This window comes from Bradyrhizobium sp. 1(2017), assembly GCF_011602485.2.
In the GTDB taxonomy this organism is placed as follows: domain Bacteria; phylum Pseudomonadota; class Alphaproteobacteria; order Rhizobiales; family Xanthobacteraceae; genus Bradyrhizobium.
Genome location: NZ_CP050022.2, coordinates 2,914,623 through 2,938,897, shown reverse-complemented (window position 1 = coordinate 2,938,897; position 24,275 = coordinate 2,914,623). Strand labels below are relative to the sequence as shown.

The following is a 24,275-nucleotide window of genomic DNA, read 5'->3' as shown; positions in this document are numbered from 1 at the left end:
TTCGAAGGCGTGCGCCGGACCACGAGGGCGGCCCGGCGCATTGCGCCTCAGTAACCGAGCCCCTTCTTGCTGTCGTAGATCTTCTGCGGATCGTCGGCGGCGGTGTAGAGCTTGGACTCGGTCTGAATCCACTTCGGCGGAACCGTGCCCTTGCCCTTGAAGGCTGCAATGGCGTCGAGCGCAGGACCGGCCATGTTCGGCGTCAGCTCGACCGTCGCGTTGGCTTCGCCGGCGGCCATCGCCTTGAAGATGTCGGGGACAGCGTCGATCGAGACGGTGAGGATCTCCTTGCCCGGCTTGAGGCCGGCTTCCTTCATCGCCTGGATTGCGCCGACCATCATGTCGTCGTTGTGAGCATAGACGGCACAGATCGACTTGCCGCCGCCTTCGGCCTTGATGAAGCTTTCCATCACCTCCTTGCCCTTGGCGCGGGTGAAGTCGCCAGTCTGGCTGCGCACCACCTTCAGGTTCGGATGCTTGGCGATGGCGGTGTCGAAACCCTTCTTGCGGTTGGCGGCGACGCTGGCGCCGACCGTGCCCTGCAATTCGACGATGTTGCAGGCCTTCGTCCCGACGGTCTTGGCGAGCCAGTCGCCGGCGACGGCGCCTTCGTGCACGCTGTCGGAGGTGACGGCCGTGAGATAGAGATCCTTGCCGGAGGGATCGATGTCGCGGTCGAGCAGCACGACCGGGATCTTGGCTTCCTTGGCTTCCTTCAGCACCGAATCCCAGCCGGTCGACACGACCGGCGCGAGGAAGATCGCATCGACGTTCTGCGCGATGAAGGAGCGGATCGCCTTGATCTGGTTCTCCTGCTTCTGCTGCGCGTCGGCGATCTTGAGGTTGACCTTGCGCTTGGCGGCTTCCTGCTTGGAGACCGAGGTCTCGGCCGCGCGCCAGCCGGATTCCGATCCGATCTGCGAGAATCCGATGGTGAGCTCGGCGGCATTTGCCGGCAGAGCGAGCAGCAACGCGGCCGTGGCGCTGGCCGCAAGGAGGGCTTTGAGGGTCATCAGGCGTGTCTCCCAAGATGTTTATCCGGGGCGCCGATTGGTAGCATGGCACCCGCAGGCCGGCCTTCGAGGCGGCAGGAGGCACTATTTCACGGAAGGTGCGTTCCGACTAGTCATATTATTTGACTATTTGGTGGAAAGCGCAATCAAGCGACAGCGGGCACCTCTTTGACACGCTAAGCGCGATTTTGTTCCGGCTATGCAACGCGCGGATGAAGAAATTATGGGCGGTCGGGCGACGCCGTTGATAGTGCAATCCGCAGCCTCTCTTCCCGGCATTGCGAGCGCAGCGAAGCAATCCAGAATCCTCCCGCGGAAAGACACTGGATTGCTTCGTTGCGCTGACGATGAGGCCTGCGTATGTCGACCAATCGACTCGCGGAGAGCCCGCAGTGGCGAAGAGCTAGATCAGCTTCCGCTGCGCCAGGTTCTTCATCAGCGCGCCGATGCCGAAGCTCCACGGCTCGCACTCATCGCTCGTGCGCATGCGGTTGACGAGCTTGCCGAGTTGGGGTGCGGCGATCGTGACGATGTCGTCGCGCCTATGGGTGAACCCCTGCCCCGGCGCGTCGCGATCCTCGACGGGCGCGAACATCGTGCCGAGAAACAGCACGAATCCATCCGGATATTGATGCACCTTGCCGATGGTCTGCTCGACCAGATCGGTTGGATCGCGGCTGATCTTGCTGATCGAGGAATGGCCGTTGAGGACGAAGCCGTCCGCGCCCTTCACGTTGAGGCTGATGTCCAGCTTGCGTGCGTCGTCGAGCGTGAAGCTGTCATCGAACAGGCGCAGCAATGGCCCAATCGCGCAGGAGGCGTTGTTGTCCTTGGCCTTCGACAGCAGCAGCGCCGACCGCCCCTCGAAGTCGCGCAAATTGACGTCGTTGCCAAGCGCACCGCCGACGATCTTGCCGCGGCTCGACACGAACAGCACCAGTTCCGGCTCGGGGTTGTTCCAGGTCGATTTCGGATGCAGACCGGCATCCATGCCGGTGCCAACGGAGGACAGTGTCGGGGCCTTGGTAAAGACCTCCGCATCGGGGCCGATGCCGACTTCGAGATACTGGCTCCACGCGTTCTGGTCGATCAGCACCTGCTTCAGATGCATCGCCTGATCCGAGCCGGGCTTGAGCTTGGACAGATCGTCGCCGATCAGCCGCGTCACCTCCTTCCGGATCGCGTCGGCCGAGGCCGGATTGCCCTTGGCCCGCTCCTCGATCACGCGCTCCAGCATCGAGATGGCGAAGGTGACGCCGGCGGCCTTCAACGTCTGGAGATCGACGGGGGCGAGCAGCCACGGTTTTTTCGGGTCGCGCCCATCGGGCGCCGTGTTCGCAACGATCGCTTCGAGGTCGCCGATACGCTCGCCCTTGGTCGCGGCAAGCGCCCCGGCCGGATTGTCTTCCTCGCAGAGCGCGCTGATGGTCGGAAATTTTGCGGTGACATCGAAGACACCGTCGCTCCGCACGGCGACCACGGCGGGGCCACTCACCTGCGGCAGCCAGACGCGGCCCGCCAACGTGCCCCGCGTTCCGTCCTCGGGGAGAAGGTCTTTCACCGACAATGTGGTCATGGCTGGCGTCCTCGCTGCTTTTCGACCGGCCGCGTCAACCGCTGACCGGTCACTTTGGCGAAGACCAATAAACGTCTGGCTCCGGAAGTCCAGAGCAGCGGCGAGGGCCGCTATGCCCCAGCCCGCGCCTTCAGCGCCGCGACGCGCCGCTCGACGAGCCTTTCGGCGCGCTTGATGCGCAGACCCGCGTCATCATGCAGCGAACGTGATCCAGCTTCCTCCCGACGCGCTCGTTTCCATTCTCCCCTTTGGGTCATCGCCTGTCCGGCGAGCCCCATGCCGGCTCAAAGCCATATGCTTCGCCCTTGCGCGCCACGCGACCGATGCCTGGCCAGCCAAGATGCGCTCCGGCGATCCACGTCCCCGCCTCGGCCGCGTCATGGAGCACCTTCAGGCGGGTTGCGCGTGCAATGGGTTGATCGTCGTCATAGCCCCAACTGAACGTGGGATTGCCGAACTGCAAGCCAGGCACGTGAACGACGTCCCCGAAGAACAGGAAACGGTCCTCGTTCGTGTCCAGCGTGTAGCCGATGTGACCGGGAGCATGACCGGGCAAGGCAATCGCCTTTAGTCCCCCAGCGACCTGGTCGCCATTCCGTATGGGCCACAGCAAGGGCCGAAACCGCGCAAGGTGCACGTCGGCGAGAAAACTCTCCACAGCCGCCTCGGCAATCATGATCGCCTTCAGGTTTGGCAAGAGCACTCGACCGTCGGGGGTCAAAAGCCCGCGCACATGATCCTGATGAGTGTGGGTGAGCGCCAGGAGCGTGATCGACGCAAGATCGATCCGGGCCTCCGCCATGGTCTGCTCCAGACGCCCCACTGTCGGTGCCCAGCCCCCTCCTCCGCAGTCGATCAGAACGCGCTCAGTGCCCGGGCCTGCAAGAGCGAAGCAATTGACGGAGAGCCGAAGCGCCTCTGCCTGCATGGCTTGCAGCACAGGGCTATTCTGCGCGTCCCGCAAAAGATCCGCCGGCATGTCGAGATAGCCGTCCGAGAGAGACCAGATGCACCGTCCTCCCGAAGTGCCGCAGAGGACATTATCGCTGTGGGTTGTAACGATCATGAGGCCACCGCTGCGATCTCGAGCAGTTCACAGGCGGCGTCGAAATAGGTCTGCGCTAATAAGCGCAAGGCGCGAACATCCGTGTCCATTAGCTATCCTGACGAGCTGTTACATCGAACCGGTCCATGCCGTCTGGCCGTTTCGGTACCGAGCCTCGAAGCACGCCGGCAAGTCCTACGACGAAGTAGCTTATGAGACTATGCGGATTGCATTGAATAGGGTCATGAGCGATATTCATAAGTCATGAGAAACGAACTGAACGAGCTTGCTACGTTTGCGATGGTCGCTCGTGAACGGAGCTTCACACGGGCGGCCGTAAAGCTGGGTGTGTCTCAATCTGCCCTGAGCCACACGATCCGCGGGCTTGAGCAGCGGCTCGAGTTGCAGCTTCTTGCTCGAACGACGAAGAGCGTCGCACCAACCGCTGCAGGGGCAGCTCTTTTGGAAGACTTGGCTCCGGCACTGGAGCAAATCGCTCGTGCCCTCGACAGAGCCCGAAGCATACGGCACCGACCCGCCGGGCGCCTTCGAATTGCGATGTCGCGCTCGGCCGCCGTGATGGTATTGTTGCCGCGGCTCACGGCGTTCGCTGAGGCCTATCCTGACATCGTTCTCGACGTTGTCACCACCACTGGCCCTGTTGACCTCGTTGCAGGCGAGTTCGATGCCGGCATTCAGCTTGGCGAGTACATACAAAAGGATATGATCGCAGTGCGGGTCACGCCGCAACTGCGGTTGGCCGTCGTGGGATCGCCCCGCTATTTCGCGTCACGACCCATCCCGCAAAAGCCGAAAGATCTGAATGAACATCGATGCATAACCCTTCGTCTACCAGGCGGTCCATATCGATGGGAGTTCGAACGCGGACGACAGTCGGTCAGGATGGGCGTCAATGGCCCGCTCATCGTCGACGATACTCACTTGGTGATTCAGGCGGCGCTCGATGGAGTTGGCCTCGGTCTCGCCTATGAAGAGCAGGTCGCAGGATACATTGCGAAGCGGCAGCTTGTTCGTGTCCTGGAGGACTGGACGCCGCCAACTCCCGGCTTCTTCATGTACTATCCAAGCCGTCAGCATCAGCCTGCTGCGCTGTCTGCGTTAGCGAACGCGCTGCGACTCTCTCGACAATAGCCTGCGCGCCGCGTGTTGCGAGGGCCCGCCCCCGGCGAACAACTCCGCCTCGCCATCTTGCCGCTCCAGCGGAGCAGGCAAGGACCGCTCCCGCTTCATTTGAACCAGTGCACCAGTGCGATGCTGATGCCGAGCAGCAGCATCAGCGACAGCGTCACGGCGGCCGTCACGCGGCCGCCGACATTGGCCAGCACGCGCACGTCGACACCGAGGCCCAGGGCAGCCATCGAGACCACGGTGAGAAAGCCGGTGATCTTGGTCACGGGTCCGACCACCGTGGAGGGCACGATCTCCAGGGACCGCAGGGTCGCGAGTGCGAGGAAGCCGAGGATGAACCAGGGCACCAGACGGAAGAAACCGACATTGGCCTTCTTGGCGTCGCTCTGCCAGCGCGAGGCGACCAGCGACAGGCCGACGACGACTGGGCCGAGCATCAGGACCCGCATCAGCTTGACCAGCGTGCCGATCTGCGTCGAGACGAGGCCGGCCGGCACCGTCGCGGCCAGCACCTGGGGCACGGCGTAGACGGTCAGGCCGGCGAGGATGCCATATTGCGTCGCAGACAATTGCAACAGCGGAATCAACAGCGGCAGGCCCAGCACCATCATCACGCCGAGGATCGCGGTAAAGGAGATCGAAGACGCGATCTCGTCATTGTTGGCGCCGATGATCGGAGCCACGGCGGCGATCGCGGAATTGCCGCAGATCGAGTTGCCGCAGGCAATCAGGATCGACAGTCGCGTCGACAGACCGAGCATGCGGCTGAGGCCGAAGGAAACACAGAGCGCGATCACAACAACGGCCGCGATCGAGGCCAGGAGCGCGATGCCCGAGGCCGCGATCGCGGCAAAGCTGATCGAGGCACCCAACAGCATGACCGCGACTTCGAGAAGCTGCTTGGCGCTGAAGGCAATGCCGGCCTGCCAGCGCGGCGCCGGTTTCCAGAAGCTGCGCAGCACCATTCCGAGCAGGATCGCCATCACCAGGGCTTCGACGTAGGGATGCTCGAACATGCCCAGCTCGGCGCGCTCAAGCAGGGCCGAGACACCGGCGACCAGAACGCAAAGGAGAATGCCGGGAATCAGCGCCGCAATGCGGCTCGCGACTGTGGCCGGCTTGGCGTCGGCCGGGCTGGATGCTTGATTCTGCGACACAAATCTCTCCCAAGGAGAAAGATTTATACGCAGCGCGACCCGAGAGGGAAATATGTTTTCGACATATCAGGCCCGAGGGAAGTTCTATCCTCAGCCCGGAATGACCGGCGTCAGAAGATCAGGCTCTTGGCAAGCGAAGCCACGCGGCTGAAACCGTCATAGATGCCGGGCTCGAAAAAGGCGGCGCGCGCCAGCACGATCCCGGCGACCAGGGACCAGAACAGGCCGGTACCAGCCCGCAGCAGGAGCTTTGACGCACGCGACCGCGTCTGGGTGTCCGTTGCGGACACCAATTGCTCGCCGAAGGGTTCAAATCCGGTGCGTTCCATGGCTCTGGCCAATCCATCAAATTCTGATGGGAATGTCGTCGTTTCGGCCCGAAACAGCAATGGAAGCGATTGGCGTTTTTGTCCTTCCGAAGGAAAACTCCTTCCGTTGGATCACTGCCGAACAATAGTTTTCTTCTTTCGGCCTATTTGGACACCGCGCCCGGCCTACAGGGCCAAGTACCGCCGCCGGATCGCTTCGTTGGCCTTCAGCTCGTCGATGCCGGCGGCATAGACGATCTGGCCCTTGTCGATGATCGTCGCATGGCTCGCCAGCCCCAGGCAGAAATGCATGTTCTGCTCGGCGATCAGCACGGTCGATCCGAGCTGACGGAGCTGCCGCAGCAGCTCGCCGATCCGCTGCACGATGATCGGCGCGAGGCCCTCGCTCGGCTCATCCAGCAGCAGCAGCGCCGGATTGCCCATCAGCGTACGCGCGATCGCGAGCATCTGCTGCTCGCCGCCGGAGAGGCGACCGGCGATACGGTGGCGCAGCGGTTCCAGGAGTGGAAACACCTCATAGATGCGCTTGATCGGCCACTCGTCCTGGCCCTCCGGTCCCTTCTTCTGGCCGATGACGAGATTGTCCTCGACCGTGTGCTCCGGAAAAATCTGGCGGTCCTCCGGCACGAAGCCAAGGCCGGCGCGCGCGATCGCGTGCGGCTTCAGGCCGGAAATCACCGCACCGCGCAGGCTGACCCTTCCCCGCCGCGGCGGCGCCAGCCCCATGATCGCCTTCATGGTCGTCGATTTGCCCGCGCCGTTGCGGCCGAGCAGCGCCATGGTCTCGCCCTGCCGCACCGACAGGCCGACGCCGAACAGGATCTGGCTGGTTCCGTAATAGACATCGAGATCGGCGACTTCGATGACGGCACCGCTCATGCGGCAGCTCCCGCATGTTCGGTGCCGAGATAGGCGTCGATCACGGCGCTGTTGTTGCGGATCTCGTCAGGCGTGCCGATGGCGAGGATACGGCCGTAGCAGAGCACGACGATCTTCGGCGCGATCTTGAACACGATGTCCATGTCGTGCTCGATGAACACGACGGTGATCTTCTGGGTTTCCCAGAGCTCGCGCACCTTGTCGATCATGCGCCAGCGTTCTTCCGGGCCCATGCCGGCGGTCGGCTCGTCCAGTAGCAGCACCTTTGGATCGAGCACCAGAGCCAAAGCGATATCGAGCAGCTTCTGATCGCCGTGCGACAGCGTGGCGGCCGTGCGATGGCGTTTGCCGGCGAGGCCCAGCAGCTCCATCACATGCTCGGCGCGGTCGCGCGTCTCGAGGAGCGGAAAGCGCTTGTGCAACACCGCCGAGGTACGCTGGTCAGCGCTGACGGCGGCAAGCATGGTCTCCTGCACCGTCAACGATTTGAAGATGCTGGCGACCTGGAAGGCGCGGCCGATGCCGTGGCGTACGATCTCCGGCGGTGAGCGGCCGGCGAGTTCGACGCCGTCGAGCAGCACCTGTCCGGAATCCGGCTTCAACGCGCCGGTGATCAGGTTGAAGAAGGTGCTCTTGCCGGCGCCGTTCGGTCCGATCACGGCCGTGAGCGAGCCGTCGGGAAAGTCAAGCGAGACGTCGTTGGTCGCCTTCACGCCGCCGAATGATTTTGCAAGGTTGCGGATCTCGAGCATGATCAGCGCCCCTCGCCTGCATCGCGGCGATGCGCCACCCATTCGGCGACGAAATCCAAAAGGCCTTTGCGCAGGCCGAGCGCGAAGAACAGGATGACGATCCCGAGCACGATGCCGTGGTATTCGGTGAAGCGCGTGACGGTGTCGTTGAGCAGAAGCAGCAGCACGGTCCCGACCATCGGCCCCAGGAAGGTCGAGACGCCGCCGAGCATGTTGATGAAGATGCCCTCGCCCGAGATCGTCCAATAGGCGAATTCCGGATAGGCACCGGAGACGAACAGCGCCATCACCATGCCACCCATCGACGCGAACAGTGCCGCCAGCACGAACACGGTGAGCTTGGCGCGCCAGACGTCGATGCCGAGAAAGCTCGCGCGCGCGGCGTTGTCGCGGATCATGCGCAGCGTGTAGCCGAACGGCGATTGCGCGATCTGGCGCATCGCGAGCAGCCCAATGATCAGCAGTGCGCAGCTCGCGACATAGAGATGGACGTGGTTGGAAAGATCGATGCCGAGAAAGACCGGTCGCGGAATGCCGCCGCGCAGGCCCTGATCGCCGCCGGTGAAGGACGCCCAGGACAGGATCGTCGAATGGATCAGCATCTGGAACGCGAGCGTGACGAAGGCGAAATAGATCTCCTTCAGCCGCACGCAGATCGCGCCGATGATCGCGGCGACCACCGCCGTGATCGCCAGCGTCGCGACGAAGGCGACCGGAATGGGCACGCCGAGCTTCTGCATGATCAAGCCGAAACTGTAGGCGCCAAGGCCGAAGAACATGCCGTGACCGAAGGAGGTCAGGCCGGTATAGCCGACCAGCAAATTGAGTGAAGTCGCAAACAGGCCGTAGGCCGAGCAGCGAATGACGAAATCAAGCAGCGCCTTGCTGCCCGTGAACAGCGGCAGGCTCGCCAGCACGGCAAAGGCGATCAGCGCGATCAGGACGTCGCGATAGCGTTGGAACGCGGCGGCGTTCCGCACCGGCATCAACGATTGCGCTCGCCCGGCCTCCAGCTCGGTCATGCCGCCTCCTTGCCGAACAGGCCTGTGGGCTTGGAAACCAGCACGATCACCATGAACAGATACATCAGCCCTTCCGTGAACAAGGGAAAGCCGAGCGAGCCGTATGAACGGATCAGCCCGAGCAGCAGCGCGCCGATCAGCGCGCCCAGGATCGATCCCATCCCTCCGATCACGGTGACGATGAATGACTCGATCAGGACCGAAAATCCCATGCCGGGGGTCAGCGAGCGAACGGGCGCGGCCAGCGCACCGGCAAGTCCCGCCAGCATGCCGCCAAGTGCGAACACGCCGCCATAGATCAGACCGGTGTTGATGCCGAGCGCCGAGACCATGCCGGGATTGTGTGCAGCGGCGCGGATGACCTTGCCGATACGGCTGCGCGACAGGCCGATGCCCAGGACGATCGCGGCGACCAGCGCAACACCGATCAGCAAGAGATAATAAGGCGGCACCACGCCGCCGGCGATGAACAGCGGCATCACCTGGAACGCCGCCGGCATGCCCATCGACTTGAACTCCGGCCCCCAGATGATGCGCACGACATCGTCGAAGATCAGCACAAAGGCGTAACATACCAGCAACTGCATCAGCACGTCGGCGCCATAGACTCGGCTCATGAAGACGCGCTCAAAGATCAGGCCGAGAATGGCGGTGCCGGCCGCGCCGGCCAGCATCGCCAGCGCAAAACTGCCGGTGAGCTGATAGGCCGTCATCGCGAAATAGGCGCCGAACATGTAGAAGGCGCCGTGGCTGAAGTTGACGACCTTGAGCACGCCGAAGATCAGCGTCAGCCCGACCGCGACGAGGAACAGCAGCATGCCGATGATGAGGCCGCTGGTTGTCTGCGTCACCAGACAGGCGGAGCTGGAGAGGCAACCGGCGAGCGCGTCGAGATCCACAGGAGCACTTTCATTGCAGCGCGCCCGATACGGCGCGGAGGGCCAGGCGAAGCGGCGGAGACGGTCACCCGCCTCCGCCGGCATTTCAGATCAGGTGTAGCCCTTGCTCTTCTTCCACTCGGCTTCGAGCTCGAAGATGGTCTTCCAGTCGCCTGCCTTGACCTCGGGGACGTAGGGCTCCTGCGGGATCGTGGTGCCCCAGCCGATGGCGTAGCCGACCAGCGTGTGGTCGTCGCCGCGCATCGTCACGGTGCCGTCGGCGCCGAACGGGCACTTGATGGTGAGGCCCTTCAGCACCTCCGCGATCTTCTTGCCGTCGGCCGCGTTCGCCTTCTTGGCGGCTTCGGCCAGGAACATCACCGCCGTCGCGTTCTGCCACGACCAGTTGGTGGGATATTCGTTGTATTTCGCCCTGTAAGCATCGCCCCAGGCGGCGTTCTCCGGCGTAGTGGGGAAGGTCTTGATGTAGCGGTTGCCGGAGTGGATGCCCTTGGGCAGGTTCTTGACCACCGTGAGCGCGGTGTAGTCGGCCATGTTGACCGCGAACACCTCCATCTGGCTGAACATCGCATAGATGTTGGCCTGATCGATGTAGGAGGTGAGATCGCCACCCCATAGGCAGGAGTACAGGGCCTGCGGCTTGGCCTGAAGAATCTTCGTCACCACCTCGGTGTAATCGGGCTGGAACAGCTTTGGCCAGGACTCGCTGACGATCTCGACGTCAGGCGCGAAGCGCTTCAGATACAGTGTGAATTCGCCGGTGGTGTCGCGGCCATAGGCATAGTCCGGCGAGCAGGTCGCCCATTTCTTCAGGCCCTTGGCTTTCGCGATCGAGGCGGCATAGCTGCCGCCGACGATGGAATCGTGGATGCCCTGGCGCACGCAGCGGAACGCGTTCGGGATGTGCTGCTTCGGATCGGCCGTCAGCGACGATGCCTCCGAGCAAGTGTGGATGCAGAGCACGCCGAGATCGCGCGCCACCTCGTGCACCGCGAACGAGCCGGAGGACGCCTCGCCATCGAGCAGCAATTCGCAGCCATCGGTGTTGACGAGCTCGCGCGCGACGCGAGCGGCTTCCTGCGGCTGGCCCTTGGAGTCGCGGATCACCATCTCGATCTGCCGGCCGGCGAGACCGCCGGCAGCGTTGACCTTCTCGACCTCGAGCATCACGGCATTGCGCGAAGACGTGCCGAGCTGCGCGACGCGACCCGACAGAATCGTCGGCATCCCGATCTTGATCGTCTTGGCTTGCGCCCGCGCCACCCGCGGCGCGGCAAATGTCATTGCACCGGCGCCCATCAGCGCCAGTGTCGAACGGCGGCTGATGCCCGGCGTGCGGGTTCTCGTCATTTTCCCCTCCCTCTCTCGGGTCGGCGTTTCCTGATCCCTGCCGGAGATCGTCTCGTCTCCGTGTTTCCAAGGATTTCAGAGCAAGGGGGGTGACGTCAAGCCAAAGATGAATTACGAGTCAGAATTCATCGATGGAGGGGATGAGGCCGCAACCGGCTCAAAACAAGCGCAATGATCAACCTGTCGAGCTTCATCGCCTTTCATGCACGGCGTACGCCGGACCGGCCTGCGCTGAAATATCGCGGCGAAGAAATCTCTTACGCGGTCTTCGATGCGCGCGTCCGCCGGGTTGCAGGCTGGCTCGCCACGCAGGGCATCGGCGCCGGCGATGTCGTGGCCCTGCTGATGAAGAACAGCGCGGCGTTCCTGGAGCTTGTCTTCGCGACCAGCCACCTCGGCGCGGTGTGCCTGCCGATCAACTTCCGCCTCTCGCGCGACGAGGTCGGCTACATCACCGGCAATGCCGGCGCGCGGCTGTTGATCGCCGATGAAGAACTCGCCGCGAATGCAGCGGGTGCCACGATTGTCGCGCTGAACGAAGCCGCCCAGCAGAGCATCACGCATCTCGCAGGCGGCACGCCGCCCGCGCCCATGCATGTCCGCCAACCATCCGATTTGATGCGACTGATGTACACCTCGGGCACGACCGACCGCCCCAAGGGGGTGATGCTCACTTACGATAATTTCTACTGGAAATCCGCCGACCAGACGATCGCGCTCGGTCTCGGCGCCGACACGCGCCTTCTCGTCGTCGGCCCGCTCTATCACGTCGGCGCGCTCGACCTGCCGGGCATCGCCGTGCTCTGGCATGGCGGCTTCATCCGCATCGAACGCAATTTCGAACCGGAGACGGCGCTCGCGGCGATCGCAGAAGACAGGCTCAACGCGGCGTGGTTCGCGCCTGTGATGACCACCGCGATGCTCACCTGCCCGACACGCGATCGCTACGACGTCTCGAGCCTGCAATGGGCGATTGGCGGCGGCGAGAAGACGCCGGAGCTGCGAATCCGCGCCTTCTCAGAGTACTTCCGCAACGCGCGCTATATCGACGCCTATGGCCTCACCGAGACCGTCGGCGGCGACACTTTCATGGAGAAAGGCCGCGAGATCGAGAAGATCGGCTCGACCGGACGCGCCATCGCCCATGTCGAGATCGAGATCCGAGACGAAAACGGCAAGACGCTGCCGCCGAACGTCAACGGTGAGATCTGCCTGCGCGGCCCCAAAATCACGCGCAGCTATTGGAGGGATCCGGAAAAGACGGCATCGGCTTTCTTCGACGACTGGTTCCGCAGTGGCGACATCGGCTATCTCGACGAGGACGGCTTTCTGTACCTGACCGACCGCAAGAAGGACATGATCATCTCCGGCGGCGAGAATATCGCCTCCTCCGAGGTCGAGCGCGTCATTTATGATCTGCCGGAGGTGCGTGAGGTCGCGGTGATCGGTCTGCGCGATCCGCGCTGGGGGGAGCGGCCGGTTGCGATCGTCGTGCTGGCCGAGGGCGCCCGCCTCGACCTCCCTGCCCTCACCGCGCACTGCCGCGCGCGGCTTGCGAGCTTCAAGGTACCGAAACAGCTCGTCATCCGCAGCAGCTTGCCGCGCAATCCATCCGGAAAAATCCTCAAGCGCGTGCTGCGCGCTGAACTGGAGACCGTGGCATGACGCAAACTCCAGCCACCGCGAAAGTGACGAAGCTCAACCGGGTCGAGCGCAACGCCTGGACCAAGCAGAAGATTTTCGAGGCTGCCACCAAGGTCGTCGGCAAGCATGGCTATGCCGAGGCCTCGGTCGCGCGCATCACCGAGGAAGCCGGCGTCGCGCAAGGCACCTTCTACAATCATTTCGAGAACCGGCAGGAGCTGCTCGACCAGCTTCTGCCCAAGATCGGTCTCGACATGGTCGAGTTCATCCGCGTGCGCACAGGCACGGCGGACGCGGCGCGGCAGGAAATCGCGCGCTTTGCCGCCTTCTTCGATTTCATCCGCGAGGTTCCGGAATTCCTCCGCATACTCAACGAGGCCGAATTCTTCGCACCCATCGGCTACCAGAAGCATCTCGACAACATCGCGACCGCCTATGTCCGCATCCTGCGCCGAGCTCGCCTTGCAGGCGCCATCGAAGACTACAGCGACGAGGAATTCGAGGCGATCGTCCACATGCTGATGGGCTCGCGCGGTTATCTCAGCCGCCGCTACTCCTATTCGGACGGCGGCGTCACCGTCGTGCCCGACCACGTCATCTCCGCCTATCGCAAGCTGATGACGCGCGGCCTCTTCACTGCATCCGGAGATCAGGACACGCCATGAACATCGCATCTCCACACCAGCCGCTCGATCTCGCCTCCACGATCGCCGAAGGCGACATCCGCTGTCTCCTGATGGTGCTGGTGCACATGACCGGCGACGAGAAATGGCTTGCCCCGCCCTATCTGCCCAAGCGCGACATTCGCCTCATTCCCGATCCCGAGGCCGGTGTGCCCGGCAATATCCAGGACGAGATCCGCGCCGCAGTCGTCGAGCTCTTCGCCAACGGCACGCCGAAGCCCGTGATCACCGATCCCGGCGACGAGCTGCTCCTGAAGATGATGCGCGCCTGTCTCGGCGAGAATGTCGCGCCGGAATATGCCCCGTTGATGCGCGAGGAGATGGGCTTCGTGCCGCGCCAGGCACGCTGGACAAAGCGTCCTGCCGACGACAAGCTTGCCGACCAGCATGTCCTGATCGTCGGCGCGGGCGTCTGTGCCATCGCGCTCGGCGTCGCGCTTGGCCATCTCGGCATTCGCTACACCATCGTCGAGAAGAACGCCGAGCTCGGCGGCACCTGGTGGATCAACCGCTATCCCGGATGCGGCGTCGACACGCCGAACCACTCCTATTCCTACTCGTTCGGCTCCGGCAATGCATGGACCCGCTATTTCTGCCAGCGCGAGGAGCTGCTCGGCTATCTCCAGAAGGTCGCGGACGAATATGGTATCCGCAAGCATTTGCGGGTCAACACGGAGCTAACTTCGTCGCGCTGGGACGAAGGCAAGCGGCGCTGGATATCGACGCTCAGAACGAAGACCGGCGAAGAGACTTTCGAATCCACCGCGCTGGTGTCGGCCATCGGCCAGCTCAACGATCCCTCGCGCGCCCACTTCGAAGGGGAGCAAGACTTCAAGGGCACGATCCTGCACTCGGCGCTATGGTCGGACGACATCAACGTCGACGGCAAGCATGTCGCAGTGATCGGCACCGGTGCGACATCGATGCAGCTGGTGCCGTCAATCGCCGGACGTGTGGCTTCGGTCACCGTCTATCAGCGCAGCGCGCAATGGGCACGGCCGGTGAAGGGTTATGCCGATCCGATCAGCGAGGGCGCGCGCTGGCTGCTGGCGCACCTTCCATTCTATGTGCAGTGGTATCGCTTCAACATGTTCTGGCGCTACGGCGACGGTCTGTTGCCTTTCCTGCGCAAGGACCCGGCGTGGCCGCACCCGGAGCGCGCCGTCAACAAGGGCAATGACCGGCACCGCCAGGAGCTGACCGATTTCATCCTATCCGAGCTGAAGGACCGGCCCGATCTGATCGAAAAATGCGTGCCAGCCTATCCGCCCTACGGGAAGCGCATCTTGCTCGACAACAACTGGTTCAAATCCCTGACGCGGCCGAATGTAGAGCTCGTCACCGACGCGATCGACCGTTTTGACGAAGGCGGCATCGTCACCGCCGACGGCAGACACCGCCCCGCCGACGTCATCGTGGTTGCGACAGGCTTCAGGGTCACGGAGATGGCGGCGCGCCTCAACATCAGCGGCCGCGACGGCAAGGATTTGCGCGAGGCCTGGGCCAACGACAATCCGACTGCGTATCTCGGCCTCACCGTCCCGGGCTTTCCGAACTTCTTCTGCATGCTCGGACCGAATTCCGGGCCCGCCCACGGTGGCAGTGTCATCTTCCAGTCGGAATGCCAGAGCCGTTACATCTCGGCCTGTCTCGCTGACATGATCGAGCACGACGTCGCCGCCATCGACGTCCGCCAGGACGTGCTCGACGACTACGTCAGCAAGGTCGATGCCGAGCACGAGGCGATGATCTGGACCCACCCGGGCATGAGTACTTACTACCGCAATGCGAGCGGCCGCGTGTTTTCGGCGATGCCGTGGCGGTTCGTGGATTACTGGCGCATGACGCATGATCCGGATCTGAGGCAATACAGGCTGACGAAGGGGTGATTATTGTCGCCGCGGACCGGCTGAGCGGTAACGCTGCGCTCTTGCCACGTCGTCATTGCGAGCGCAGCGAAGCAATCCAGAATCCTTCCGCGGAGCTAGTCAGGATTGCTTCGCTGCGCTCGCAATGACGGAACATGCGGCATGAGTCTCCCGCATCGCAGGCAATGCCGCTCGTTCGAAAGGAAGTTCGCCAATGTCCAAGCCGATCGTCTGCGTCTACACCGACTACAAGAGTCCTTACGCGTTCGTGGCGAATAAGCGGCTGTTCGCGCTTGAAGAGACGCACGGCGTCGCGCTCGAATGGCTGCCCTACACCCTACGCATCGCCGAGTTCATGGGGAAGGTCGAGGAGCGCACGCCGCATTTCTGGCGCAAGGTGCGCTACGCCTATATGGACGCGCGGCGCTATGCCAATGCGCAAGGGCTCGTCATGAAGGGGCCGCGGCGGATCTACGACGCCTTCTATTCTAGCGTCGGTATGCTGTTCGCCCAGCGGCACGGCTTCTTCCGCCCCTACCACGAGACGGTGTTCCGCAAATTCTGGAGCCATGAGCTGGAGATCGACGATCTCGCAGCGATCGCGGATGTCATCACATCGTGCGGCGGCTCGGCGAGCGCATTCGAGGCCTATGCGAACGGCCCTGCCCGCGCCGAGCATGACCGCATCATCGACGAGGCCGAAGCGCTGGGCGTGTTCGGCGTGCCCACCATGGTGTTCAACGGCGAGCTGTTCTGGGGCGGAGACCGCATCGACATGCTGATCGAGCGAATTGAGCGCCCAGAGACGATCGAGGCAGCGCTCGGCACCCGTCACCGAAAGCCAACGTAATCGCTACGCCGCCAGCCCGCTCTCCACCGGAGCAAACTCCAGCCCGAGGCTCTCCGCCACCGCCTTGTTCGTAATCCGGCCACGATGGACATTGAGGCCGTTGCGCAGGTGAGGATTCTCCTGCACCGCGGCCAAGCCCATGCCAGCGAGCAGCAGCCCGAACGGCAGCGTCGCATTGTTCAGCGCCTGGCTCGAGGTCACCGGCACCGCTCCGGGCATATTGGCGACGCAATAATGCACGACGCCGTCGACCTCGTAGGTCGGCTCCGTGTGCGTGGTCGGATGCGAGGTCTCGAAGCAGCCGCCCTGGTCGATCGCGACATCGACCAGAACCGCGCCCGGCTGCATCGACTTCAGCATCGCGCGCGTGACCAGCTTCGGCGCACTTGCGCCCGGCACCAGCACCGCGCCGATCACGACGTCGGCAGCGAACACCTCCTCCTCGACCGATTCGATCGTCGAGAAGCGGGTACGCACGCGTCCGATGAAGAGATCATCCAGCTGGCGTAACCGGAGGATCGAGCGGTCGATCACCGTGACTTCGGCGCCGAGCCCTGCGGCCATGCGCGCCGCCTGCGTTCCCACCACGCCGCCGCCGAGCACGACCACCCGTGCCGGCTGCACGCCCGGCACCCCGCCGAGCAGCAGACCGCGGCCGCCGGCAGACCGCCTGAGCGCGGCGCCGGCAGCCTCGATCGCAAGGCGGCCGGCGACTTCGCTCATCGGCGCGAGCAGTGGGAGGTGACCGCTTGGGTCCGTGACGGTCTCATAGGCGATCGCGGTGCACCCGGAGGCAAGCAGGCCCTTGGCCTGCTCCGGATCCGGCGCAAGATGGAGATAAGTGAACAGAATCTGGTTCTCGCCGAGCTGGACCCATTCGCTCTTCTGCGGCTCCTTCACCTTCACGATCATGTCGGACTTGGCGAAGATTTCGCGGGCGCTTTCGGCAATCGTCGCCCCTGCCCGCCGATACACGTCGTCGGACGCACCGATGCCGCTGCCGGCGCCGGTCTCGACCGTCACCTGGTGGCCGGCCGCGGCATAATCACGAACCGCGCCCGGAGTGAGCCCGACGCGATATTCCTGCACCTTGATCTCCTTGGGAACGCCGACGCGCATCCTCAGCTCCTTCAAAGTATTGATTCCGTTCATCATCGTAGCGATGGCGACGGTTTGGTTTCGAACAAAAATCCGCTAGGTTCGCGCCTCGCGCGCCGGTTTCCGGCGCGGAAATGTCCTTTCACGCTGGAAACCAAACCTTGGCCCTCGACCGGAAAGACCTCGCCATTCTCGCGGAACTCACGACCAATGCGCGGGCCAGCCACACCGAGCTTGCCAACAAGATCGGCCTGTCGAGCACGGCGATGGCACGGCGGCAGAAGGCGCTGGAAGACGACGGCTACATCCAGGCCTATCAGGCCGCGCTCGATCTGGCGCAGTTCGGCCTCACGACGACGGTGCTGGTCCGGATTGCGCTGGAGAGCCAGAGCGACGATGCGCTGAAAGCGTTCGAGGCGGAGGTAGTGAAATGCCCCTCCGTCGTGCGCTGCTTCCTGATGTCGGGAATGGATGATTACATTCTGATCGTGCTCGCCCGCGACATCCAGGATTTCGAGCGCATCCACCGCACCGAGCTGTCGCGCCTGCCGCGCGTCGCCCGGGTGCAGTCCAGCTTTGCACTTCGCGAGATCGTCAACCGCGCGGTGCCGACGGTGGTGTTCGGCGAGGCGAAACGCTGACCGCTTCATCGCGGGTGCAATAATCTCGGCAAGGAACCAAGCGGCTGGTTGTCCGTTGGACGCCATGGCAAGCGGAGGCGACGGCGCCTCCGCGTCAGCACGGCTGACGTCTCGGCTTGGTCGCCGTCGCAGGGAGCAGGACATGAGCGACGCCACGCATGAGCTTCCCGAACGCATTCCCATTCGTCTCGTCGTCAATGGCATCGGCCACGAGCTCGATCTCATGCCCTGGACTACGCTCCTGGACGCGTTGCGCGATCATCTCGAACTGACCGGCACCAAGAAGGGTTGCGATCACGGTCAATGCGGCGCTTGTACCGTTCTGATCGACGGCCGGCGCGTCAATTCGTGCCTAACGCTCGCTGTCATGAAGGATGGCGCCGAGATCACGACGATCGAAGGCTTGGCTAAGAATGGCGCGCTGCATCCCCTGCAACAGGCCTTCATCGACCACGACGCCTTTCAGTGCGGCTATTGCACGCCGGGACAGATTTGCTCGGCGACCGGCCTTCTGGCCGAAGGTCACGCCCGGGATGCCGACGAGATCAGAGAGCTCATGAGCGGAAATCTCTGCCGCTGCGGCGCCTATCCGAACATCGTCGCCGCGATCCAGCAGGCAATGGGCCGGCCATGAACAACTTCCAGTACTCCCGCGCCACCGATATCGCCGACGCCATTCGCCTGCTGATCGCCGATCCAGGCGCGAAGTTGATTGCCGGCGGCACCAACCTGATCGACCTGATGAAGGAGGATGTCGAACGGCCCACTCGGCTCATCGACATATCGCGCCTGCCGCTTCGCGACATCGAGGAGACCGCCGACGGCGGCCTGCGGATCGGCGCTTTGGTGCCGAATTCGGATCTCGCCTACCATCCGCTGATCGAACAGCGCTACCCCCTGCTCGCCAGCGCCATCCTGGCCGGCGCTTCCGCGCAGTTGCGCAACATGGCCTCGGTGGGCGGCAATCTGATGCAGCGAACGCGCTGCGCCTATTTCTATGACACCACGACGCCTTGCAATAAGCGAAGCCCCGGCACGGGCTGCTCTGCACTCGATGGCCTCAACCGCAACCACGCAATCCTCGGCACCAGCAAATCCTGCATCGCGACGAACCCATCCGACATGAGCGTGGCGCTGGCCGCGCTCGGCGCGCTCGTGCACATCGCGGGTTCCACCGGTACGCGCACCGTCGCGCTGACCGACTTTCATCGGCTTCCGGACGACAAGCCTCATCTCGATACGATTCTGGGCCGCGGAGAGATCATCACCGCAATCGAGCTGCCGCCGCTTGGCCTTGCCCGAAACTACAGCTATCTCAAGATCCGCGACCGCCTGTCCTACGCTTTTGCTTTGGTCTCGGTCGCGGCCGCGCTCGAACTGGAGGGCAACGCGATCGGCGAAGCGCGCCTGGCGCTCGGCGGCGTGGCTCACAAGCCATGGCGAAGCCTCGAGGCCGAAGCGGCATTGCGCGGCCAGGCGGCGACACCGGATCATTTCGGCCACGCCGCCGACCTGCTGCTGCAGGGAGCCGTTGCTCATTCGCACAACGGATTCAAGATCGAGCTCGCGCGTCGAGCCATTGTGCGCACGCTGATGCAGGCCACAAGCGCCACGCCGCAATCACAAACCCACAAGAAGGTCGCGTGAGGGACCGATGAACGCCTATGTCGGAACACCAACGTCGCGCGTCGACGGCCGGGCAAAGGTCACAGGCTCCGCCAAATATGCCGGCGAATTCGCAGCAGAGCGTCTCCTCCACGGCTTCGTCGTCGAGGCCACCATTCCGCGCGGGCGTATCACTCGGCTCGACACCGCCGACGCACTCAAGGTGAAGGGCGTCGTCGACGTGCTCACCCATGTGCATCGCCCGCCCCTCGCCGACAAGGACGAAGCCTGGAAGGACGAGGTGGCGCCCGAGAAGGGCTCGCCTTTCCGCCCACTCTATGACGACGGGATCAAGTTCAACGGCCAGCCGATCGCACTGGTCGTCGCCGAGGACTGGGAGACCGCCAAGTTCGCCGCAACACGCGTTCGCGTTGAATATGAGCCGGAGGAGTTTGCAACCGACCTCGAATCCGAACGCGGCAAGGCTGTCAAAGTGGATCAACCGCACAAGCCGCGTGGTGACGCCGCAGCAGCATTGAAGCGGGCGGCCGTCCATCATGCGGCAGACTACGTCATTCCGAGCGAGCATCACAATCCGATGGAGCTCTACGCGACAACGGCGGTCTGGGACGGCAGGGGCAGGCTCACGGTCTACGACAAGACGCAAGGCGTTCAGAACGTGCAGAAGTTTCTCTGCAGCGTTTTCGGCAAGAAGCCGGACGACATCCGCGTGATCTCGCCCTATGTCGGCGGCGCCTTCGGTTCAGGCCTGCGGCCGCAGCATCAGGTGGTGTTGGCAGCGCTTGCCGCGCTCGCACTGAAGCGATCTGTCCGCGTGGTGCTGACCCGGCAGCAGATGTACGGCCTGGGCTATCGTCCCATGACCATCGAGCACGTCGCGCTCGCCGCAAAGCCGGACGGCACGCTCGATGCGGTCACCCACGAAGCCATTGCCGTCACCTCACGCTATGAGGATTTCGCGCGCAACGATACCGGCTGGGCGGAGCAGCTCTACGAGAGCCGCAACAGCCACTTTTCCCACAAGCTCGCCCAACTCGACGTCGCCACTCCCTGCGACATGCGGGCACCCGGTGCCGCCACAGGCGTTTGCGCGCTCGAATGTGCCATGGACGAATTGGCCGTCGCGCTCAAGCTCGACCCTGTCGAGCTGCGCCTGAAGTGCTACTCGGATCGCGACCAGAGCGGAGACCTGCCCTACACCAGCAAGCAGTTGCGCGACTGCTACGCCCGCGGCGCGGAAGCTTTCGGCTGGAGCCGCCGCAAACCCGCCCCCCGCTCGATGCGCGACGGCAAGGAACTCGTCGGATGGGGCATGGCGACAGGGGTTTGGGAGGCGCTGCAGATGCCGGTCGCCGCCCGCATCGTGCTGACGGCCAATGGTCATGCCGAGGTCTCCTGCGCCGCGTCCGATATCGGAACCGGCACGTACACCATCGTGGCGCAGGTCGCGGCCGATTCCCTCGGGCTGCCGATCGAGAACATCAGCGTCAAGCTCGCGGACTCGTCTCTACCGCAGGCACCCGTGGAAGGCGGCTCGTGGATGGCCGCCTCGAGCGCCCACGCCGTGCTGGGAGCAGCCGAGGAGATTCGCCGTGAACTCGCGCGATATGCCAAGGCCATTCCCGCCTCGCCACTCGCCGGCGTCGATGCGCCAGACATCGTTCTCCTCGGCGGCACCGTCGCCAAGGCCGCCGACCGCAGCCGGTCCGTATCTATTGCTGATGCGATGCGCCATGGCCAGGTCGAACGGATCGAGAAAGAGAAGCTGAACGAGTTCGCCGACGACAAGTCGCACGCACGCAACACGCATTCTGCCGTCTTCGCCGAGGTCAAGGTGGACGAAGAGCTCGGCGTCATTCGCGTCACGCGGGTCGTGAGCGCGGTCGCCGCTGGGCGCATCCTGAACACCAAGACGGGCCGCAGCCAGATCATGGGCGGTGTCGTCTGGGGAATCGGGATGGCCCTGCACGAGGAGACGTTGATGGATCACCGCTTCGGCCGCATCATGAACGCGAACATCGCCGAGTACCACATTCCCGTAAATGCCGACGTTCACGACATCGACGTCATCTTCGTCGACGAGCCCGACGACCGGATCAACAGGCTGGGCGTCAAGGGCCTTGGCGAAATCGGCATCGTCGGCGTGCCTGCGGCGATCGCGAATGCGGTCTATCACGCCACTGGCAAGCGCATCCGGCGCTTCCCGATCACGCTGGACAAGCTACTGGACTGATCGCCCGTCACACGATCGCCGCATGGATCCGATGACCGTCATCTAACTGTCATCAAATGTGCAGAGAGCTGTGTCGCTCGCACATCCGGGACAGACAATGGATTATTTCAAGCGCTTCAACTTCCTGTTCGCCGCACCTGTGTTCGACGCCGACGATCTCGAAGGCGTCCGTTTCAACCAGATCATCGAGGAGATCCAGCGCTCCGGCTTCGAGGTGGTCCGGGCCCGCAAGCTGGAAGACGCGGAGATGGCGGTGCAGACCGACGCCGCGATCGGCTGCATGGTGGTGGACTGGGGCAAGAAGGGCCTCGAGGGCAAGACTTCCGCGCTGATCAACTTGATGCGGCGCCGCGGCCTCGACTTCCCGATTATCCTCCTGATCCGCCGCAAGCGGTTCGAGGATCTGCCGGTCGAAGTGCTCGACTTCATCGACGGCTATGTTTTCCTGTCCGAGGAAACACCGACCTTCATCGCCAAGAACCTGATCAGCCGGCTGAAGCAATATGCGGAGACGCTGAAGACGCCGTTCTTCGGCGCGCTGGTCGACTATGCCGAGGAAGGCAACCAGCTCTGGACCTGCCCGGGGCACAATGGCGGCGTGTTCTACAACCGCAGCCCGATCGGCCGGGTCTTCGTCGAGCATCTCGGCGAGTCCGTGTTCCGCGACGACCTCGACAATTCCGTGCTCGATCTCGGCGACCTCCTCACGCATGAAGGTCCCGCGCTGAGGGCGCAGAAGGAGGCCGCGCAGATCTTCGGTGCGGAGAAGACCTATTTCGTGCTCAACGGCACCTCGACTTCGAACAAGGTCGCGCTCGGCGCCCTCGTCACCGACGGCGATCTCGTGCTGTTCGACCGCAACAACCACAAGGCCGCCCATCACGGCGCGCTGATGATCAATGGCGGCGTCCCGATCTACGTGCCGACCGTCCGCAATGCTTGGGGCCTGATCGGCCCGATGCGCTGGGACCTGCTGGACGAGAAGGCCTTGCGCGAGACGATCCGCCATCATCCCCTGGTCACGGACAAGGACGCCTGGCGCAAGGAACGGCCGTTCCGCGTCGCCGTCGTCGAGCAATGCACCTATGACGGCACGATCCACAGCGCCGAGATGATCCTCAAGCGCATCGGCCATCTCTGCGACTACATCCTGTTCGATGAGGCCTGGGCCGGCTTCATGAAGTTCCACCCGCTCTATGCCGGCCGCTTCGCCATGGGCCTGGCCAATCTTCCCCCCGAGGCACCCGGCATCATCGCGACGCAGTCGACCCACAAGCAGCTCGCAAGCTTCTCGCAGGCCTCGCAGATCCACATCAAGGACCGCCACATCCGCGGCCAGAAGCGGCGCGTCGAACACCGCCGCTTCAACGAGAGCTTCATGCAGCATGCATCCACGTCGCCGTTCTATCCACTGTTCGCCTCACTCGACGTCGGTGCGCAGATGATGAAGGGCCGCTCGGGCGAAGTGCTGTGGGACGACACGATCCGCCTCGGCATCGAGCTCCGCAAGAAGATTCGCGCGATGCGCCGAGAATTCGAGGAGAAGGAGCAGAACCCCGATAGACGGTGGTTCTTCGAGCCGTTCGTTCCGGATCGCGTCGCCATTCCCGACGTCAGCCGCCCCGGCGCCGCGCACAACGTCGCCTGGGAAACGTTGTCCACCGATGAGCTCGCCACCAATCCCGCGCGGTGGCAGCTCTCTGCCGACAGCGCCTGGCATGGCTTCCCCGGCCTCACCGAAGGCTTTGCCATGACCGACCCGAACAAGCTGACCTTGCTCACGCCCGGCTTCGATCGCACCACCGGCGCCTACGCCGAACACGGCATCCCAGCGCCGGTCGTCGCGCAATATCTGCGCGAGAACCGCATCGTCCCGGAGAAAAACGACCTCAACTCCCTGCTCTTCCTGCTCACACCCGGCGTCGAGGCGAGCAAGGCCGGCACGCTGATCTCGGGACTTGTCGCGTTCAAGAAGCTGCACGACGACAACGCGCTGTTGGCCGACGTCATCCCGGAATTCTACCAGCGGCGGCAGGCGCGCTATGCCGGTGCACGGCTGCGCGACCTCTGCGGCGAGATGCATCGCTTCTTCCGCGCCGCCGACGTCAGCGCGCTGCAGGCGCGGCAGTTCATGCCCGAGCACATGCCTGAGATCGCGATGTCGCCCCGCGAGGCCGCGCGCTATCTGTTCAAGAACGACGTCGACTATCTGCCAATCGAGGCGATCGCGGGCCGCATCGCCACCACGCCTTTCGTGGTCTATCCGCCCGGCATCGCCACCATCGTCCCCGGCGAAAGGCTGAACGAACGGGCCAAGCCCATGATCGATTATCTCAGGATGTTCGAGACGTGCTTCAACACGTTTCCAGGGTTCGATGTGGAAATTCAGGGCGTCTACAAGGAGATCGATGCGAACGGCCGCATCGGGCTCTATACTTACGTCGTTGCCGAGTAGGTGCCG

21 protein-coding genes are annotated in these 24,275 nt (G+C 63.6%); 10 read left to right on the top strand and 11 right to left on the bottom strand.

What is annotated here, in order from left to right; genetic code table 11:
- Positions 1-47 precede the first annotated feature (47 nt).
- From ytfQ to HAP40_RS13820, 3 genes are all read right to left on the bottom strand, one after another.
- The gene (gene ytfQ / locus HAP40_RS13830; protein WP_166817271.1) at positions 48-1,013 is read right to left on the bottom strand and encodes a galactofuranose ABC transporter, galactofuranose-binding protein YtfQ; all 966 of its coding nucleotides are present in this window, start codon (positions 1,011-1,013) and stop codon (positions 48-50) included.
- A 403-nt stretch (positions 1,014-1,416) separates the two neighbouring features.
- Complete coding sequence (locus HAP40_RS13825; RefSeq protein WP_166817272.1) at positions 1,417-2,589, bottom strand: fumarylacetoacetate hydrolase family protein; 1,173 nt, start codon at positions 2,587-2,589, stop codon at positions 1,417-1,419.
- Between the two features lie 253 nt (positions 2,590-2,842).
- Entirely contained in the window at positions 2,843-3,655 is an 813-nt protein-coding gene (locus tag HAP40_RS13820) for an MBL fold metallo-hydrolase (protein ID WP_166817273.1), read from the bottom strand.
- A 243-nt stretch (positions 3,656-3,898) separates the two neighbouring features.
- On the opposite strand from HAP40_RS13820, the gene HAP40_RS13815 reads away from it, so the two are divergent.
- Positions 3,899-4,786, top strand: a complete 888-nt coding sequence (locus tag HAP40_RS13815) for a LysR family transcriptional regulator (protein WP_166817274.1) — start codon at positions 3,899-3,901, stop codon at positions 4,784-4,786.
- 95 nt (positions 4,787-4,881) lie between these two features.
- On the opposite strand, the gene HAP40_RS13810 is transcribed toward HAP40_RS13815, so the two are convergent.
- From HAP40_RS13810 to HAP40_RS13780, 7 genes are all read right to left on the bottom strand, one after another.
- Positions 4,882-5,940, bottom strand: coding sequence for a YeiH family protein (locus HAP40_RS13810; RefSeq protein ID WP_166817275.1), 1,059 nt, complete (start codon positions 5,938-5,940; stop codon positions 4,882-4,884).
- Between the two features lie 110 nt (positions 5,941-6,050).
- Positions 6,051-6,269: a hypothetical protein gene (locus HAP40_RS13805; protein WP_166817276.1), complete on the bottom strand. Its 219-nt coding sequence runs from the start codon at positions 6,267-6,269 to the stop codon at positions 6,051-6,053.
- 165 nt (positions 6,270-6,434) lie between these two features.
- Positions 6,435-7,148, bottom strand: coding sequence for an ABC transporter ATP-binding protein (locus tag HAP40_RS13800; protein WP_166817277.1), 714 nt, complete (start codon positions 7,146-7,148; stop codon positions 6,435-6,437).
- The gene (locus HAP40_RS13795; protein WP_166817278.1) at positions 7,145-7,900 is read right to left on the bottom strand and encodes an ABC transporter ATP-binding protein; all 756 of its coding nucleotides are present in this window, start codon (positions 7,898-7,900) and stop codon (positions 7,145-7,147) included. The genes HAP40_RS13800 and HAP40_RS13795 overlap by 4 nt, the downstream gene beginning before the upstream one ends.
- A gap of 2 nt (positions 7,901-7,902) precedes the next feature.
- Positions 7,903-8,922: a branched-chain amino acid ABC transporter permease gene (locus HAP40_RS13790; RefSeq protein WP_166817279.1), complete on the bottom strand. Its 1,020-nt coding sequence runs from the start codon at positions 8,920-8,922 to the stop codon at positions 7,903-7,905.
- Positions 8,919-9,821: a branched-chain amino acid ABC transporter permease gene (locus HAP40_RS13785; RefSeq protein ID WP_166817280.1), complete on the bottom strand. Its 903-nt coding sequence runs from the start codon at positions 9,819-9,821 to the stop codon at positions 8,919-8,921. The genes HAP40_RS13790 and HAP40_RS13785 overlap by 4 nt, the downstream gene beginning before the upstream one ends.
- Before the next feature lie 90 nt (positions 9,822-9,911).
- The gene (locus HAP40_RS13780) at positions 9,912-11,171 is read right to left on the bottom strand and encodes an ABC transporter substrate-binding protein (RefSeq protein WP_166817281.1); all 1,260 of its coding nucleotides are present in this window, start codon (positions 11,169-11,171) and stop codon (positions 9,912-9,914) included.
- 171 nt (positions 11,172-11,342) lie between these two features.
- Here HAP40_RS13780 and HAP40_RS13775 point away from each other — a divergent pair, with 171 nt between their 5' ends.
- The 4 genes from HAP40_RS13775 (at position 11,343) to HAP40_RS13760 (ending at position 16,216) form a co-directional block, all read left to right on the top strand.
- Positions 11,343-12,836, top strand: a complete 1,494-nt coding sequence (locus HAP40_RS13775; RefSeq protein WP_166817282.1) for an AMP-binding protein — start codon at positions 11,343-11,345, stop codon at positions 12,834-12,836.
- Positions 12,833-13,480: a TetR/AcrR family transcriptional regulator gene (locus HAP40_RS13770; RefSeq protein WP_166817283.1), complete on the top strand. Its 648-nt coding sequence runs from the start codon at positions 12,833-12,835 to the stop codon at positions 13,478-13,480. The genes HAP40_RS13775 and HAP40_RS13770 overlap by 4 nt, the downstream gene beginning before the upstream one ends.
- The gene (locus HAP40_RS13765; RefSeq protein ID WP_166817284.1) at positions 13,477-15,387 is read left to right on the top strand and encodes a flavin-containing monooxygenase; all 1,911 of its coding nucleotides are present in this window, start codon (positions 13,477-13,479) and stop codon (positions 15,385-15,387) included. Before HAP40_RS13770 ends, HAP40_RS13765 begins: the two co-directional genes overlap by 4 nt.
- A 193-nt stretch (positions 15,388-15,580) precedes the next feature.
- Positions 15,581-16,216 carry a 2-hydroxychromene-2-carboxylate isomerase gene (locus tag HAP40_RS13760; protein WP_166817285.1) on the top strand — a complete coding sequence of 212 codons (636 nt, stop codon included), beginning with the start codon at positions 15,581-15,583 and terminating at the stop codon, positions 16,214-16,216.
- Between the two features lie 3 nt (positions 16,217-16,219).
- Here HAP40_RS13760 and ald read toward each other — a convergent pair whose 3' ends face one another.
- On the bottom strand, positions 16,220-17,335 hold the full coding sequence (ald, locus tag HAP40_RS13755; RefSeq protein WP_166817286.1) for an alanine dehydrogenase: 1,116 nt from the start codon (positions 17,333-17,335) through the stop codon (positions 16,220-16,222).
- Positions 17,336-17,475: 140 nt separating this feature from the next.
- Here ald and HAP40_RS13750 point away from each other — a divergent pair, with 140 nt between their 5' ends.
- From HAP40_RS13750 to HAP40_RS13730, 5 genes are all read left to right on the top strand, one after another.
- Complete coding sequence (locus HAP40_RS13750) at positions 17,476-17,955, top strand: Lrp/AsnC family transcriptional regulator (protein ID WP_166817287.1); 480 nt, start codon at positions 17,476-17,478, stop codon at positions 17,953-17,955.
- Positions 17,956-18,097: 142 nt separating this feature from the next.
- A complete protein-coding gene (locus tag HAP40_RS13745; RefSeq protein ID WP_166817288.1) occupies positions 18,098-18,589 on the top strand; it encodes a (2Fe-2S)-binding protein in 492 nt (163 codons plus the stop codon).
- Complete coding sequence (locus HAP40_RS13740; RefSeq protein ID WP_166819517.1) at positions 18,586-19,602, top strand: FAD binding domain-containing protein; 1,017 nt, start codon at positions 18,586-18,588, stop codon at positions 19,600-19,602. Before HAP40_RS13745 ends, HAP40_RS13740 begins: the two co-directional genes overlap by 4 nt.
- 7 nt (positions 19,603-19,609) lie before the next feature.
- On the top strand, positions 19,610-21,814 hold the full coding sequence (locus tag HAP40_RS13735; protein WP_166817289.1) for a xanthine dehydrogenase family protein molybdopterin-binding subunit: 2,205 nt from the start codon (positions 19,610-19,612) through the stop codon (positions 21,812-21,814).
- Between the two features lie 97 nt (positions 21,815-21,911).
- Complete coding sequence (locus HAP40_RS13730) at positions 21,912-24,269, top strand: Orn/Lys/Arg decarboxylase N-terminal domain-containing protein (protein WP_166817290.1); 2,358 nt, start codon at positions 21,912-21,914, stop codon at positions 24,267-24,269.
- Positions 24,270-24,275: the final 6 nt, after the last annotated feature.

Coding starts and splice junctions, on each gene's coding strand:
- ytfQ (WP_166817271.1), bottom strand. CDS start 1,013: ATGACCCTCAAAGCCCTCCTTGCGGCCAGCGCCACGGCCGCGTTGCTG.
- HAP40_RS13825 (WP_166817272.1), bottom strand. CDS start 2,589: ATGACCACATTGTCGGTGAAAGACCTTCTCCCCGAGGACGGAACGCGG.
- HAP40_RS13820 (WP_166817273.1), bottom strand. CDS start 3,655: ATGATCGTTACAACCCACAGCGATAATGTCCTCTGCGGCACTTCGGGA.
- HAP40_RS13815 (WP_166817274.1), top strand. CDS start 3,899: ATGAGAAACGAACTGAACGAGCTTGCTACGTTTGCGATGGTCGCTCGT.
- HAP40_RS13805 (WP_166817276.1), bottom strand. CDS start 6,269: ATGGAACGCACCGGATTTGAACCCTTCGGCGAGCAATTGGTGTCCGCA.
- HAP40_RS13800 (WP_166817277.1), bottom strand. CDS start 7,148: ATGAGCGGTGCCGTCATCGAAGTCGCCGATCTCGATGTCTATTACGGA.
- HAP40_RS13795 (WP_166817278.1), bottom strand. CDS start 7,900: ATGCTCGAGATCCGCAACCTTGCAAAATCATTCGGCGGCGTGAAGGCG.
- HAP40_RS13790 (WP_166817279.1), bottom strand. CDS start 8,922: ATGACCGAGCTGGAGGCCGGGCGAGCGCAATCGTTGATGCCGGTGCGG.
- HAP40_RS13780 (WP_166817281.1), bottom strand. CDS start 11,171: ATGACGAGAACCCGCACGCCGGGCATCAGCCGCCGTTCGACACTGGCG.
- HAP40_RS13775 (WP_166817282.1), top strand. CDS start 11,343: ATGATCAACCTGTCGAGCTTCATCGCCTTTCATGCACGGCGTACGCCG.
- HAP40_RS13770 (WP_166817283.1), top strand. CDS start 12,833: ATGACGCAAACTCCAGCCACCGCGAAAGTGACGAAGCTCAACCGGGTC.
- HAP40_RS13765 (WP_166817284.1), top strand. CDS start 13,477: ATGAACATCGCATCTCCACACCAGCCGCTCGATCTCGCCTCCACGATC.
- HAP40_RS13760 (WP_166817285.1), top strand. CDS start 15,581: ATGTCCAAGCCGATCGTCTGCGTCTACACCGACTACAAGAGTCCTTAC.
- ald (WP_166817286.1), bottom strand. CDS start 17,335: ATGCGCGTCGGCGTTCCCAAGGAGATCAAGGTGCAGGAATATCGCGTC.
- HAP40_RS13745 (WP_166817288.1), top strand. CDS start 18,098: ATGAGCGACGCCACGCATGAGCTTCCCGAACGCATTCCCATTCGTCTC.
- HAP40_RS13740 (WP_166819517.1), top strand. CDS start 18,586: ATGAACAACTTCCAGTACTCCCGCGCCACCGATATCGCCGACGCCATT.
- HAP40_RS13735 (WP_166817289.1), top strand. CDS start 19,610: ATGAACGCCTATGTCGGAACACCAACGTCGCGCGTCGACGGCCGGGCA.
- HAP40_RS13730 (WP_166817290.1), top strand. CDS start 21,912: ATGGATTATTTCAAGCGCTTCAACTTCCTGTTCGCCGCACCTGTGTTC.